Annotated in this window: 17 protein-coding genes; 6 read left to right on the forward strand and 11 right to left on the reverse strand. The window is 65.3% G+C overall.

Going from position 1 to position 13,807, the window contains the following annotated elements; translation table 11 throughout:
• Nucleotides 1–299: 299 nt before the first annotated feature.
• Nucleotides 300–548, reverse strand: a complete 249-nt coding sequence (locus JQ592_RS32000; RefSeq protein ID WP_211406714.1) for a hypothetical protein — start codon at nucleotides 546–548, stop codon at nucleotides 300–302.
• Between the two features lie 150 nt (nucleotides 549–698).
• Complete coding sequence (locus JQ592_RS32005) at nucleotides 699–878, reverse strand: hypothetical protein (RefSeq protein WP_246820807.1); 180 nt, start codon at nucleotides 876–878, stop codon at nucleotides 699–701.
• A gap of 277 nt (nucleotides 879–1,155) precedes the next feature.
• Here JQ592_RS32005 and JQ592_RS32010 point away from each other — a divergent pair, with 277 nt between their 5' ends.
• On the forward strand, nucleotides 1,156–2,454 hold the full coding sequence (locus JQ592_RS32010) for a hypothetical protein (RefSeq protein WP_211406715.1): 1,299 nt from the start codon (nucleotides 1,156–1,158) through the stop codon (nucleotides 2,452–2,454).
• Nucleotides 2,455–2,458: 4 nt separating this feature from the next.
• Here the strand turns inward: JQ592_RS32010 and pdxY are convergent, their stop codons facing one another.
• The 3 genes from pdxY to JQ592_RS32025 form a co-directional block, all read right to left on the reverse strand.
• Nucleotides 2,459–3,277: a pyridoxal kinase gene (gene pdxY / locus JQ592_RS32015; protein ID WP_211406716.1), complete on the reverse strand. Its 819-nt coding sequence runs from the start codon at nucleotides 3,275–3,277 to the stop codon at nucleotides 2,459–2,461.
• Between the two features lie 48 nt (nucleotides 3,278–3,325).
• Nucleotides 3,326–3,967: an FMN-binding negative transcriptional regulator gene (locus JQ592_RS32020; RefSeq protein WP_211406717.1), complete on the reverse strand. Its 642-nt coding sequence runs from the start codon at nucleotides 3,965–3,967 to the stop codon at nucleotides 3,326–3,328.
• Between the two features lie 89 nt (nucleotides 3,968–4,056).
• Complete coding sequence (locus tag JQ592_RS32025; protein ID WP_211406718.1) at nucleotides 4,057–4,701, reverse strand: TetR family transcriptional regulator; 645 nt, start codon at nucleotides 4,699–4,701, stop codon at nucleotides 4,057–4,059.
• Nucleotides 4,702–4,798: 97 nt separating this feature from the next.
• Between JQ592_RS32025 and JQ592_RS32030 the strand changes: the two genes are divergently transcribed.
• The 3 genes from JQ592_RS32030 (at nucleotide 4,799) to JQ592_RS32040 (ending at nucleotide 6,568) form a co-directional block, all read left to right on the forward strand.
• The gene (locus tag JQ592_RS32030) at nucleotides 4,799–5,464 is read left to right on the forward strand and encodes an O-methyltransferase (RefSeq protein WP_211406719.1); all 666 of its coding nucleotides are present in this window, start codon (nucleotides 4,799–4,801) and stop codon (nucleotides 5,462–5,464) included.
• A gap of 190 nt (nucleotides 5,465–5,654) precedes the next feature.
• Nucleotides 5,655–5,999, forward strand: a complete 345-nt coding sequence (locus tag JQ592_RS32035; protein WP_018644652.1) for a DMT family transporter — start codon at nucleotides 5,655–5,657, stop codon at nucleotides 5,997–5,999.
• Entirely contained in the window at nucleotides 5,999–6,568 is a 570-nt protein-coding gene (locus tag JQ592_RS32040; RefSeq protein ID WP_211406720.1) for a TetR family transcriptional regulator, read from the forward strand. The genes JQ592_RS32035 and JQ592_RS32040 overlap by 1 nt, the downstream gene beginning before the upstream one ends.
• Before the next feature lie 114 nt (nucleotides 6,569–6,682).
• Here the strand turns inward: JQ592_RS32040 and JQ592_RS32045 are convergent, their stop codons facing one another.
• The 3 genes from JQ592_RS32045 to JQ592_RS32055 form a co-directional block, all read right to left on the reverse strand.
• Nucleotides 6,683–8,275 carry a hypothetical protein gene (locus JQ592_RS32045; protein WP_211406721.1) on the reverse strand — a complete coding sequence of 531 codons (1,593 nt, stop codon included), beginning with the start codon at nucleotides 8,273–8,275 and terminating at the stop codon, nucleotides 6,683–6,685.
• 220 nt (nucleotides 8,276–8,495) lie between these two features.
• Nucleotides 8,496–8,807, reverse strand: coding sequence for a hypothetical protein (locus tag JQ592_RS32050; RefSeq protein ID WP_211406722.1), 312 nt, complete (start codon nucleotides 8,805–8,807; stop codon nucleotides 8,496–8,498).
• A gap of 133 nt (nucleotides 8,808–8,940) precedes the next feature.
• Nucleotides 8,941–9,147 (reverse strand): hypothetical protein, encoded by a 207-nt coding sequence (locus tag JQ592_RS32055; protein ID WP_080137812.1) that lies wholly within the window; start codon nucleotides 9,145–9,147, stop codon nucleotides 8,941–8,943.
• 111 nt (nucleotides 9,148–9,258) lie between these two features.
• Between JQ592_RS32055 and JQ592_RS32060 the strand changes: the two genes are divergently transcribed.
• Nucleotides 9,259–9,534 carry a DUF3551 domain-containing protein gene (locus JQ592_RS32060; protein WP_211406723.1) on the forward strand — a complete coding sequence of 92 codons (276 nt, stop codon included), beginning with the start codon at nucleotides 9,259–9,261 and terminating at the stop codon, nucleotides 9,532–9,534.
• 19 nt (nucleotides 9,535–9,553) lie between these two features.
• Here JQ592_RS32060 and JQ592_RS32065 read toward each other — a convergent pair whose 3' ends face one another.
• The 3 genes from JQ592_RS32065 to JQ592_RS32075 all read right to left on the reverse strand — a co-directional run bounded on the left by JQ592_RS32065 (nucleotide 9,554) and on the right by JQ592_RS32075 (nucleotide 13,224).
• Nucleotides 9,554–9,832, reverse strand: coding sequence for a hypothetical protein (locus JQ592_RS32065; RefSeq protein WP_211406724.1), 279 nt, complete (start codon nucleotides 9,830–9,832; stop codon nucleotides 9,554–9,556).
• 171 nt (nucleotides 9,833–10,003) lie between these two features.
• The gene (locus tag JQ592_RS32070) at nucleotides 10,004–11,149 is read right to left on the reverse strand and encodes an SH3 domain-containing protein (RefSeq protein ID WP_211406725.1); all 1,146 of its coding nucleotides are present in this window, start codon (nucleotides 11,147–11,149) and stop codon (nucleotides 10,004–10,006) included.
• Nucleotides 11,150–11,301: 152 nt separating this feature from the next.
• A complete protein-coding gene (locus JQ592_RS32075; RefSeq protein ID WP_211406726.1) occupies nucleotides 11,302–13,224 on the reverse strand; it encodes an FAD-binding monooxygenase in 1,923 nt (640 codons plus the stop codon).
• Between the two features lie 103 nt (nucleotides 13,225–13,327).
• Here JQ592_RS32075 and JQ592_RS32080 point away from each other — a divergent pair, with 103 nt between their 5' ends.
• Nucleotides 13,328–13,783, forward strand: a complete 456-nt coding sequence (locus JQ592_RS32080; protein WP_211406727.1) for a MarR family winged helix-turn-helix transcriptional regulator — start codon at nucleotides 13,328–13,330, stop codon at nucleotides 13,781–13,783.
• The last annotated feature ends 24 nt before the right edge of the window (nucleotides 13,784–13,807 follow it).

Raw genomic sequence — 13,807 nt, forward strand, 5'->3', positions numbered from 1 at the left:
CGACCTCCAGTATGATTCGAGAAATTGGCCTCTCAATATGCGGCGCGTGCATCAGGCGCCGCGATCTCCGAAACAACTATTAAGGAGATCACACTCCTCTTGAACGGCCGTACACAACGCTCGGCTCGCACGATTCTTTTTCAATTGCGGATTCTCGATCCGCGCACGCACTTTGAAAAAGCGCGGCAAAGAAAAACCGCGCTCCCAACGGGAACGCGGTTCGAACGTGATGCGCGGCCTTCTTAAAACCCGAATCTTGCGATAGATACGATGCGGGCGCCGATGCTGATCGCGGAAGCTTAGCGGGCCGAGCCCACCGTCGCGGTCTTCACCTTGCGCGGTGCCAGGACGCTGGCCTGCAGCGCCGTCACGCTGGTGGCGGGCGCCGACACCTGCTGCTCGACCTTGGCGGCGCCGAGCACGCGAACCTGCAGGGGGGAAGCCGGAATGCCATTGGCCTCATAGGCCGGCAGCTCGGCGGCGAAGGTGGCAGTCGAGCCCGCGATGGCGAGGACGGCGGCTGCGATCGACAAAGTCTTCTTGTTCATTGGTGATGCTCCAGAAGGAAGTTTCGGAGCACATCTAAGCCTGATTTGCTGCATTGCGACATGCGTTGTTGCAACGCAACATCGCGTCCCATGCATGGCAATATGTCTAACGCGCCCAACGCCTTGGACGGATCTCCTGATTCGGCGGGTTCAGCCGCCGAGGACGTCGCCCCAGCCATCGAAGACGTACGCCTTCCAGGCCACGGTCCCATCGCCGCGGAGGCGGCTGGCCCGCCGATAATCGTCGGCCTGATCAGCGGTCCAGGTGATGATTCTGCCGGAGACACGATCGTGCAGGATGGCGGGCTCAGTGGGATCGAAGGCGTCCATGGGACGAAGCGAGGAATGCGTCATGGCCGACCAACGCGCACCACTTTGCGAAAGTTGCGGCGAGGCGTCAGATTCGTATTTATCGAAGTCATGCGTCCGCGGAGCCTGGAACCCGCGCGTGTCTCCCAGGCCACACTTCCTCCAAAAAGCCCATTTTCGCCGATTTGCGCCATTGCGCCGCCACACGGTCCCCCGAACAATCAACGTGCTGCGTGCCTTTCTGTGCAAGACTGTCCGACGAGACTGGTTCGGGCAGAACCGTTTGGAGGCAGGGATCATGAACGATCGGCGGTCTCTTCTGGTGGCGGTCGCGTGCCCCTCGGCCGTCATGGCCGGCTGGCTGGCGCTCTCTCTGTCCGCTTATGCCCCTGCCCTGATCGAGAACAGCGGCGCCAATGCGGCCGCAATCTCGCGTGCGAAAGATCTCGGCCGTCTCGATCTCGCCGACGTTCCGCGCGCTGCGACGATCGAGGATGGCATTGCGCTGACTGCCGACATCGCCGCCGCTGTCGCCGCGACACCGGTTCCGACGGTCACCGAGGCAGCGGCGCCCGAAGTGCCCGCTCCCGCCGTCAAGCTCGCCTCCGCCGATCCGGCGCTGATCCTGCCGAGCGAGCCGCCCGCGCCGCAAATTCTGCCCGAGCCGGCGCCCGCCGCCAGCGAGGCCGCGCCGGCTCAGGAGCCGGTCAAGCTTGCATCCGCCGATCCCGCCGAGATCGTGGCTACCGACGCGCTGTCGCCCGCAGCCCTCGCGACCGGGCCGACAGCCACGACCGAGAGCAAGGCATCACCATCTGCCGACACAATCGCCGTGCTCGACGAATGCTTCGTCATCGACGCCTGCATCGACCGCTATCTCTGGGCGCTCTACCAGCGCACACCCAAGGAGGACTCGATCAAGGTGCAGGAACGCCGCGCCGTCACCGTCAAGCGCAGGGGCAAGATGGTCACGGTGATGCGCAGCTTCACCAAGCTGGTCGATGAGGATTTCGGCTGGAAGGATCCGAAGGCGGCCGAGCACGCGAAAATGTCGATGATGGACTACGTGATCGGCGGGATGGACAAGAGTTTTAAGCGAAAACTGTTTCGTACGCTGCTCGCCGCCGAAGCCGCCGGCCTGTCGCCGGGCATCACCAGTGCGTTCCGTGACGACTACCGCCAGTCGATCGCGAGCGGCCTGAAGGCCGCGTCCGATCGCTCCTATCACGGCGGCAGCACGCGCGGCGGCTATGGCCACGGCATGGCGGCCGACATCGTCAGCACCCAGGGCAATAACCGCGCGCAGCGCTGGGTCTCGACAGAAGTGCTGTGGAAATGGGTCGACGCCAACGGCAAGGCGTTCGGCATCGGCCGGCCCTATCTCGGCCGCGATCCGCCGCATGTCGGCCCGATCGACGGCGCCGAATATATCTCGAAGCGTGGCACGGCGGACCGCAAGGACGTCGCCAGCGCCAAGCCGAAGAAGGCGCGGGCCGTGGCGCATGCAAAGCTGCCAAAGGCGCAAGCTGCGCGCGAGCAGAAAGGCCCGGCCAAGCCGCAAAAGTCCGCACAATCGGCCGGCAAGCGCGCGACCTGAGCCGTTACGGCTTGCGTCCCACTGAGGGCAGCGGCACGAGCCGCATCTCGGCCGTGCCGGCCTCTTGCGTGCGCACCAGCACGGCAAAGATGGTCTCGACCGCGAGCCGCACCGCAGCCTCCATCGCCTTGCCCTTGGCCAGATGCGCCGCGATCAGGCCGGCGAGCAGATCGCCGGTGCCATAGGGGCGGATCGGCAGCCGCGGCGTCGCAAAGCGCGACAGCTGGCCGTCCGCGCAAAGGATCGTCTCCACCTGCCCCTGGGGCGTGTCAGTGAGCGTGCAGCCGGTCGCAACGACGTCGATGCGGCCCGTCCCTGCGAGCGCGGCGCACGCCGCGCGCAGGCCCTGCGTATCCGCGATCGTGATTCCGGACAGCAGCTCGAGCTCGAACTGGTTCGGCGTCGTCAGGTTCGCGGCCGGCAGCAGCCGGTGCCGCACCACATCCAGGATGCCATCGGCGACATAGACGCGGCCATCGTCCCCGATCACGGGATCGCAGAGATAGACGAGCTTGGAATTGCGGATCAGGGCGCGCTCGACGAAATCGGCGACGACAGCCGCATTGGCGGGCGAGCCGAGATAGCCGGTGACCAGCACCGCGGCCTCGTCGACGAGATCGCGCTCCTCGACGCCTTTGAGGAGGTCGGCGACGAGTTCGGTCTCCAGCACACGGCCGCGGAGGGTCGGATAGCGTGGGTGGTTCGACAGCAGCGTGGTCGGCACCGCCGCGACATTCACGCCTTCGGCCTGCATGGCGTAGGCGGCCGCGCTGTTGCCGACATGGCCGTGGACCACCTGGCTTTGAATGGAGATGACGAGCATGTGGAGGTCCGTAAGGTCAATCGCGGTGCAAGGCAAGCGCAGCCCGGATCACGAAAAATCGTACCCAAGCCCCGGACGCAGCGCCTGCATCTTCCGCGCCAGCCGGCGATGCCCCGTCTCCTCCGACCGCGCCAGCCGGCCCGCGACCGCGACATGATCCGCATCGCTCTTGTGCTGGTTGAGCTTTGCCTGTCCTTCGACGGTATCGACCACGAGATCGATGACGCGGATCGCAGCCAACATGCTCTCGCGCTTGCCCGGCTCCATCCGTGCGAGGTCCCAGGGCGGCTTCGGCAAGCGCGCCTCGGCGACCGCGAGCAGCGCATCGCCGTGCCCGCGGTTCTCGCCCGGCCCACGCAGATGCGCCACGCCCGACAGGTGCACGGCCTCGTAGAGCCAGGTCGAGACGTTGTCCGGCGAGGCATACCAGTCGTTGGAGATGTAGGCATCGTCGCCGGCGACGATCAGCAGGAATCGCCTCGCGCCATCTGCCAGCGGAACGAGTGGATTCCTGGCGGTGAGATGGACCTGCACGATCACCTGCCCGTCGCGCTGCTCCAGCACGAACGGCACGTGCGAGGCGCGCGGCCCGCGCTCATCCACTGCTACGACCACGCCGAAGCCGCGTTGCCCGGCGAATTCCAGCGCGGCCTGCTCCTCGATGTGGAATTGGGGACGGAGAACATGCATGGCGAGGCGCTCGATCTGCTCGACGAAGGACGATGCTACCCCATCATCCGGCCCAGGCCGAAACGATATCGGCCTGCAAAACGCAGATGTCAGGAATGTTTCCGGCGCCGCGCAAGCTCGCCGAGATAGGCGCAGAACATGTCGGCCAGTCCGTCGGCATAACGCGCGATCTCCGTTTCGCTGCGTGGCGCCTCCGAGAACCGCTTGCCGACCTCGCTCAGCGTCGTCGTGATCAATTCGCCGGCGAGAGCGCGCGTCGCGTCCGTTGCCCTGGGCAGCGCCTCCCGCATGAACGCCGCGACGATGCCCTTGCCGGCAGCCCGCGCGTCCTGCGCTTCGGGCGCATCGCGATAGAGCGGTGCGGCGTCGCTGAGGGCGGTGCGGATCGCGGCCTCCTCGCACTCGGAGCGGATGAAGGCACGGACCAGCGCGCGCAGCCGCGCCGGTGGCGCCTTTGCGCCGTCCGCGAGGATGCCGCGCAGCATGTCGCTCGTGCGCCGCCATTCATCGCTCTGGAGGCGGAACAGGATCGCCGCCTTGTTCGGAAAGTATTGATAGAGCGACCCGACGCTCACCCCGGCCCGCTCCGCCACCCGCGCCGTGGTGAAACGCTGCGCGCCCTCCTTCGCCAGGACCTGAACAGCTGCATCCAGAATGGCCGCCACAAGCTCCGTGGAGCGGGCCTGTTGCGGCTGTTTTCGTGAGGAAACTGAACGGCTTCGGCGATCGGCCACGGCGCCCTCGGGCAATGCGAATAGCGAATGCGACGAATTAGTCGTATTTCAGCTTCCACGCAAGTACACGCTTCGCCGCCAACCCTGGAGACCTCGAATGACCACCCCGACCATCACATCGCTTGCGCCGCTGCTGGATCGCCTCTTCCTTGAGGCCGAAGCAGCAAGCGGCGCAACGCGCGCAGCCGTCGCGGATCTGTCCGATGCCGACCAGGTGCGGATGCTGCGGAGCAAGACCGACTACCGCGATCTCTATGGTCGCCTGAAGGACGCGCCGCTCGCGGTCTCGCGCGAGACCGGTGTGCTGCTCTACATGCTGGCGCGCAGCTCCCGCGCCAAAGCGATCGTCGAGTTCGGCACCTCATTCGGCATCTCGACCCTGCACCTTGCCGCAGGCTTGCGCGACAATGGCGGCGGCCGCCTCATCACCAGTGAGTTCGAGCCGTCGAAGGCAGCGCGGGCGCGGGAAAACCTGTCGGCCGGCGGCTTGATCGACCTCGTCGAAATCCGCGAGGGCGATGCGCTGCAAACGCTCAGTGCCGATCTGCCTGATACGATCGATCTCGTGCTGCTCGACGGCGCCAAGGCGCTCTACCCCGAGATCCTGGATCTGATCGAAGACCATCTCAGGCCGGGTGCGATCATTCTCGCCGATAACGCCGACGACAGCCCCGACTATCTGGCGCGGGTGCGTGCGCCCGGAAGCGGCTACATGTCCACGCCCTTTGCCGAAGACGTCGAACTCTCCGTCAGGATCAACTAGCGCCGCCCCGAACCACCACAAGAGCGTGAGGCCGCCGCACGATTCACCCGCGCGGCGGCTTCAGCCGGCGTTCCCGACGTGTCGCAGGCTCGTCACCGACACGTGATAATGGCTGCCGGCAAAGCCGCGCTGCGTATGCTAAACATACCTACCGTGCGGTATCTTTCTTGCCGCCATGCCCGAGCCAGATATGACCTCCGCCTTCAACGCCTACGCAGCGCTTGCCCTCGCCATCGTCTTCGAGGTCACCGCGTCCGCCTTCCTGCAGCAGTCCGCGCAATTCACGCGGCCGTGGCCGACGCTCGCCATGGTGCTGTTCTATGTCGCCTCGTTCTACGCGCTGTCGGTCGCGATCCGGGTGATCCCCCTGAGCATCGCCTATGCGATCTGGGGCGGCGTCGGCATCATCCTGACCGCGACCGTCTCCTTCGTGCTGTTCCGCCAGATGCTGGACGCCGCGGCCTTCGTCGGCATCGGATTGATCGTATCAGGGGTCGTGATCATCAACCTGTTCTCGGAGACGACGGTGCATTGATGCCGGGAAGCGCCTATACCCGCGCCAAGCAGCCCGAACAGGTTCGGCGCGCCCTGCTCGATCACGCCGCTTCCATTGCCATGGACCATGGCGTCGCCGGCGTCACGGTGCAGGCGGTGGCGGCGGCGGCCGGCGTCACCAAGGGCGGGCTGTTTCATCACTTCGGCAGCAAGCAGGCGTTGATCGAGGGCCTGTTCGCCGATCTGCTCGGCCGCGTCGACGCCGAGATCGACGCCGCCATCGAAGCCGACCCCAGGCCGCGCGGCAGTTTTACGCGCGCCTATGTCAATGCGGTGTTCACCGGCAAGGCCTTCGGCTTCACCACGCCATGGGCAGCGCTGAGCATGGTCGTCGTGACCGATCCGTCATTGCGCCGGCTCTGGAACGATTGGATGAAGGCGCGGCTGAAGCGCCATCGCGCGACCGACGGCACGCCCGAGCTGCACATCGTGCGCCTCGCCGCCGACGGCGCCTGGCTGACCTTCGTCACGACCGGGCAGACACGCATGAGTGCCGAGCTCCGCGCTGTGCACGACCGGCTGATCGCGCAGACCCATCGGCGCGGATAACGGCTATGTTCGACACTCCGTAGCCCGGATGGAGCGCAGCGTAATCCGGGAATCTTGTCGCCGCCGGCGCACCGCCCCGGATTGCGCTACGCTCCATCCGGGCTACAGGTCATCTCACGGCGCCGTCTTGATCTTCGCGCGCAGCGATGTCGGCTCCACGATACCCGGCAAGAAGCTGAAATTCGCCGAGGTCTTTCCATCGACCAGCGTCGCGAAGTTGTGGCAACTGACGCAGGAGCCCGGACCTGCGGGACCGTTGCTCAGATAATTCTGGATGTAGGTCTCCAGTGTCATGTTGGACAGCATGCCCGGCACGGCATTGGATGGAATCGGATTTGGCGGGGTCGGCGGTTCGACATTGCCGCCCCATTGCGTGCCGACCAGCATGTAATTCCAGAACACGCTCTTGAGCGAGCCGAGCGCCATCCGCCACTGCTCGTTCAGCGTGGACGTTGTCGGATAAATCCGCCAGCAGCGCACCGCCTGCGGCTGCGCCGTTGCGCTGGTGGTACCGCCTTGCGCATAAGGCTTGCGCGGATTCCAGGGGAATGCCGTCTTGCTGACGCCGGGCGATTGCGGAGAGATATTGGTTCCGAGACTCGACGGCGCGCCGGTGTTGAAGAACGAGAAATGCGCGCCCGGGGCGGGACTGGCCGGCCCACAGCTCGGCTGGTTGATCCAGTTCGTGGCCTTGTCGGTGCCGCAGCCATCCGCAACGTTGCAGGGCGCGTTTGCGAGCGGCGCGTTGTCGACATGCTCGAACGTCGCCCAGATCCATTGCGGCCGCAGCGCCGGATTGGTCTTGTCCAGCGGATTGCGCTGGAGGATGTGCATGCCGACGAGCCCCACCCGCTCGCTGCGGCAGAACGGACGGCCGTCGCGCACGAGATCGCCTGAGACCGCCAGCAGGATGTTCTGCGTGAAGAATTTCGACGGATCGTCCTTCGGATCGAGGATGCGCCAGGACGCCTTGATCTCGATTGAACCGTTGGTGCCGTCGGGCACCGTCGCCGACGACGTGAAATCGGCGCCACCAGGATTTTTCTTGATGAACTCGTCCTGGCCCGCCGTGGTCGTCAGCGTCTGCGACTTCTGTCCGCCGGGCGCGCGCAGATATTGCGCCTCGATCTCGTTGACGCGCCGCTCGAACAGCGTCCAGTTGCCGTTGACGTCGATCAGCGGCTTGTTGGTTGCGGCCTGCAGATATTCCTCGTTATTCGGCATCGGCTGGCCTTTGCCGTTCGAGCCGATATGGAAGATCGGAAGCGCCAGCGCCTGCGGGCAGCCGGCGATGACAGGCGCGTTGCCGAACAGCGAGGAGACTGTCGGATAGGCCTGCCAGACCCGCCGGCCCGGCTGCGTCAATCCCTGCGCCGCCGGCTCCTTGACGCCGCTTGCCACCCAGTTGAGCGCGACGAACATCTGCCAGGCCATGTTGTCGAAGGGCGACTGCACGTCCGCCTTCTCGCTCTGCGGCGGCTGACCGTAGAGGCCGTTATAGCCCTGTGTTTCCGCGAGGCCCGGATCGGGGCCGATATAGGCCGGCACGATGGAGCACAGCCCATTGCCGCCATTGGCGCAGAACCTGGCCTGCGGAATATAGGGCGGTGCGGCTTGCTGCGCCTGCGCGGCCGGCCGCAGCGGTGCCACCAGCATCGCCGTGGCAAACGCGAGCGGCATCAGGGTGAAAGACTGCCAATGCTTCATCGGTGGTCCTCACGGATACGAGCTCAACCGCGCCGCCCTCGCCCGAGCTCAAAATGTGATGTGCGACCAGATCCCGAGATCTGTCCGACGGACATCCAGGTTGCTTTCCATTCTAAAACTACTTAAAGTTTAATACCACCTCTCGGCAATGCCGACAATCTCATTCTATTTTTGATTGAGAATGCAATCGCGCGGGATCGTCTCTGGCCGTGGCTACTGGCTACTGCACCGGCTTGGGCGGACGCGGCGCGGACTTCGACGGCTTTGCGCCGGGCTTGGCCGCGGCGGGCGGCGGCCCGTCGACCGACTCCAGATACGCGGCGAGTGCCTTGGCGGAGTCGGAACTGGTTGCGTAATGATCCTTCAGGAACCAGGACAACGTCAGGCTGAAGCGCCCCTTGGCAAGGCCGCGCGGGCTGCGGTGGCAGGTCGCGCAGCCATCGGCAAACAGCCTTTCGGGCGACTTGCCGGCATCGAGATTTTGCGCAGAGGCAATCGTCGCCGTCAGTGCGGCGGCCGCGGCAGGAATCATCAGGGGCGCGATCAGGCCGCGCCCCGGTCGGAATAGCGATATCAATGTCGTCCCCCAGAGCGTTTTCAAGCGAAGCGGATGACCGGTCCGCGTCAAGAAAACGCGTCAAAAATCTAGAGTTCCCGTCCTGCGGTCACGCCGCCAGCAATTGATCGAATTCGGGCGGCGCGTAGGCCTTGCCGTCCTGGTCGGTGATGACGACCCGCCATCCCTCGCTCGCCCACACCTTTGCCTTCGCCACGATGAGCAGCCGGCTCTCGCGCGCGAAACTGTACTTCTCATTGTCGCGTTCTGCGACCATTTTATAGGCCAATGCGCATCCCCTTGCGTTGCCCTGCACCTGCCCCCTCGTGGCAGCGGGCTTTGGCGGCAATTCGCCGGGAGCGTGGCAATTTGGTGCCATCCGCAGGCAGCATTGTGCTTGGCTCCGGCGGGTCGACGGAGGTTGATCATGCGCCCTATCAGGAATGCGATTCCGCTTGTCGCGGGCTTGCTCGGCATCGCCTCGGCCGGCGCGCCGGCTGCGGCGCAGACCTACGATCCGCGCTATCCCGTCTGCATCGAGGTCTACACCATCGACAGCAGCAACATCGAATGCAGTTTTATGACGATCGCGCAGTGCGCCGCGGCGGCCTCCGGGCAGTCCGCGCAGTGCTATGCCAATCCCTATACCACCCAGAGCAGGCAGCAAGGCCTGGCCTCGTCGCCGCCGCGACGAAACCGATAGCCTTAAGTCCACGCCACGATCAGTGGACGCGGATGATGTGGGGACGGCCAAGATCGATCAGCCCCTGCACCGCCGAGAGGCGGTCGTCGAGGGCTGCGATGGTGAGCAGCAAATTGTTACGGCGCTCGTCGAGCATTCCCATCTCGGCACCGGTCAGCTTCTTGCTCATCCGTTCCTTGTGAATCCCATCGAGGGATTTGCGCAGTCCGGCGATCAGGCCGGCCAGCTGCTTGGCCTCTTTGGTCATCGAACGCTTCGCGACATTTTGGCGGCGCGTGTCCGCCTGGCTCTGTCTCATCGTCATCCTCCCGTGCCCCGCTGCCCCGAGTGGATGATTGCATCTTTGGGTACACATCTTACGATCGATGAAATCTGCCCGCGAAGAACTTTCTTAAATTGTACGCGCAGGGAACCCGGATCAAATCAGCGGAAAGCCCGGCGCGAGGGCCGGGCTTTCCTTGAGGCAATGCTAGCGCTTCTCGTGGCCGCCGCCGGGGCCGCCGGCCTGACCACCGCCGCCACGCGGCGCGGCATTGATGTGCTGAGAGCCGCCACCGCCGTGCGGCGTCGCAGGCGCAGCGGCACGCGGCGCCGGCATCTGCGCGCGGGCATTCATCGGCGCACCATGGCTCACATTCGGCTGGGCGACATGCGGCGTCGCGGGTCGCGCGGCAGGTGCAGCCGACACACGCGGTGCTTCATGCGCACGTGGCGTCGGCTGGGCACGCACCGCGGCGCGGCTCGCCGCCTGTTCGTGCGTCATGCGTGCCTGAGCATCGCGCGGATTACGAGTCTGCACATTGGTCCGCTCATGCGCGATGCGCTCGCTCCGTCCGGCACGCGTCCGGTCGGCGGCAACCGCAGCGTCACGTTTCGAGATCGCCGCGTCGCGCTTTGCGATCGCCGAGTCACGCTTCGTGATCGCTGCGTCACGCTTTGTCGTGATCGCCGCGTCGCGCTTCGCGATCGCCGCGTCACGCTTTGTCGAGATCGCTGCGTCACGTTTTGCGGTCGCTGCGTCGCGCTTTGCGACCGCAGCGTCGCGCGTCGCAATCGCGGCATCACGCCGCGAGGTCGTGGCGTCACGTCCCGAGATCGCGGCAGCACCCTTGCCACGCACGCCTTGGCGTTCCAGTGCGATGGCCGCGTCACGCGTCGCCGCACGACCGATACGGGCTGCGCCCGGGTCGATCGTCATCCGCGTCGCCAAGCTCTGATGCGAGGTCCAGTAGTTATTCCAGTAGGCGTGGCGGCGATACCAAGGCCGCCCCTCATAGTAGCTCGACCAGTACGAGGTCAGCACGAACGGGACGACAGGCACGTCGATCACGTCGACATAGTCGGGGAGATAGACGTAGTGATTGCGGTAGAGATACTCGAGGTATTGCGACGACACCCAGCCGCGGTCGTCGGAGAAGCTCACGTCGCACCAGGCATTGCCGCGCAGGCAGCCATGGATGTTGACGCGGGCGCCCCCGGGGATGCGATCGACCAGCGGAAAGCCGGAGCCTGGACCGGCGCGCATGCCGGTCGAGACGGTGACGATACCCGGCGCGGCCAGCGCGGCCGTCGGGGCAAGCAGCAATGCTGCAACCAAAATGCTTCTGAGTCTCATGGCGTGTTCCTCCTCTGCGAGACGGAACGCGCAGGCGGAACGAGCGTTCCGCCCGAGATCGCCGCAGCAGCCGAAAGATTGAGAGCGCGCCACGCGCGGAGTTCAATATTCATCCGCCGTTCATCGGCACGGCGCGCGTAGCGCTTCCAGCGTCAGTTCACCGGCAGCATGAAGGCGTCGAAGAACGAGGCGAGCCCGGCAAAATCGTCGATCGGCAGCACGGTCGCGACATACTGGTCGGGCCGCACCACGACCATGCAGCCCGCCGCCCGATCGATCCCGCGCATTGCATAAACGTCGTGGCCGCTCTTGAGATCCGAACAGAACATCTTTTCATAGTCGATCAGACCGTAGCGCCCCTTGCGCGGGAGCAGCAGCGACGGCATCGCCTCGACGGCGAGTTCGCGATGCTCCTGCTGAAACACCGCGCGCAGATCGATCACGCTATCGATGTCGGCGCCGACAGGCGTGTATCGCCGGACCGGCGACTGCCTCGCCTCGGCGAGAAAATTGCACAGCGCGCGAATGGCGGAGCCGGCCGCAGCCGGGTTTTCCGCAGGCGAGAACGCGTAGATGCGGAAGCGGCCGTCGGCCTGCGCAGCGTGGCCGAGATGCACTGGCTTCGCATCCGCAAGGCGGATCACCGGTGCGGAATGGAAGCGCTTGCCGATCACGAGCCCCTGCGCGAGATGCTGATGCGACGCTGCGCCGGTGAGAACCGAGGGCCTGTAATGCGTCGCCGTGCCCGCCGTGTAGCGGCCGTGCCGGACGAAATAGTCCTGCGTCTTCGCCGCATCCGCGCCGCCGGCCTTGGCGGCCGAAGCGAGAATACCGGCCCATTCGCGATCGAAATCGATCAGCTCCTTCGCAACCGCCTGCCGCTCAGCCGAATAGGAATGCAGCAGGCTCGGCGCACATTGCTTGCGGAGAACGGCGGCGAGCTTCCAGCCGAGATTGAAGGCGTCCTGCATCGAGACGTTCATGCCCTGCCCGGCCTTCGGGCTGTGGGTATGGCAGGCATCGCCGGCGATGAAGATACGCGGCAGGCGCGAGGCGATCTCCGCCTCGGGCACGTCGTCGAACTTGTCGGTCAGGCGCTGGCCGATCTCGTAGACCGACCACCAGGCGATCTCCTTCACCTCAAGCGCATGCGGCTTCAGGATGCGTTGCGCTTTCGCGATCACGTCGTCGGCGGTGATGTTGCGATTGGCAACGCGCTCGCCGACATCGAGCTTGGCAAGCTCGACATAGATGCGAACCATGTAGCCGCCTTCGCGCGGAATGATCAGCAGGCTGCCGTCCTTCGCCGACTGGATCAGGGACTTGAAGCGGATGTCGGGAAAATCGGTCACCGCCAGCACGTCCATCACGCCCCAGGCATGGTTGGCGGAATCGCCGTGCAGCTCGCGGCCGATCGATTTGCGCACCGTGCTGCGCGCGCCGTCGCAGCCGACGACATAGCGCGCCCTGATCGTCTCGACCTTGCCTTCGCTTCCGGCATCGACGCGCTCGAGCCGCACGGTCACGGCATGGTCGGCGGGACCTGCGGCCGGATCGACCTCGAGGTCGATCAGACGGCGGCTGTAATAGGGGTCGAGCTTGGCGGGCGCCTTGCGCATGATCTCGAGAAAGCCGTCATGGATGCGCGCCTGGTTGAGGATGACATGCGGGAATTCAGATAGCCCGTCCTCGACGTCCTGCACCCTTCCGCTGCGGACAATTGTCTCCGGCATGCGCTCGTCCGGCTTCCAGAACGTCGTCTCATTGACCCAATAGGCCTCCTTCAGCACGCGCTCGCTGAAGCCGTAGGCATGGAACATCTCCATGGTGCGGCAGGCGATGCCGTCGGCCTGCCCGACCAGCAGGCGGCCCGGCTTCTGCTCGACGATGCAGGTCTTGATATCGGGGAATTGCGCAAGCTGCGCCGCGAGCGTGAGGCCGGCGGGCCCGCAGCCGACGATGAGGACATCGACCTCGTCAGGCACCGCGCCCGACGCGCCGGGAGGCTGAACCCGCTCGGCGGGGTCGGCGATCTCGGGGTCGCCCGGCTGAAATCCATTCAGATGGAATTGCATGAGCACCTCTCCCGTCAACGTCTTCTTCGATATTGCTCAGTATGCTGACTATCAGTATACTTGTCAATGATCCGCACCGTTGCCGCCCCCAAAGGAGAATTCGGTGAAAGACAACAACGACATGCCCGGGCATCTGGCGCGCCGGTTCCAGCAGATTGCGGTCGCGGTGTTCCTGGCCGAGGTCGGAGAAGCCGGCTTCGATCTGACGCCGGTGCAGTACGCCGCACTCGCGACCATCAAGGCCAATCCGGGACTCGACCAGGTGACGCTCGCAGGTCTGATCGCCTACGACCGTACCACCATCACCGGCGTGATCGACCGCCTGGTGCAGAAGGGTCTTATCGAGCGCCGTGCCAGTTCCCGCGACCGCCGCGCCCGCGAGCTCGAGATCACCGACGAGGGCCGGCGCGCGCTGCGCAAGATCACGCCGGCGGTCGAGTCCGCACAGCGCATCATGCTGCGCGGCCTCAGCGCGAAGGAAGGCGAGGAGCTGATGCGGCTCCTGCGCAAGGCGATCGCCGCCGGCAACGAGCTCAGCCGCGCCCCGCTGCGCGAATAAGCCTATTTTGTACGTAATCGTCGC

It is taken from the genome of Bradyrhizobium iriomotense, from assembly GCF_018129405.1.
Taxonomy (GTDB): Bacteria; Pseudomonadota; Alphaproteobacteria; order Rhizobiales; family Xanthobacteraceae; genus Bradyrhizobium; species Bradyrhizobium iriomotense_B.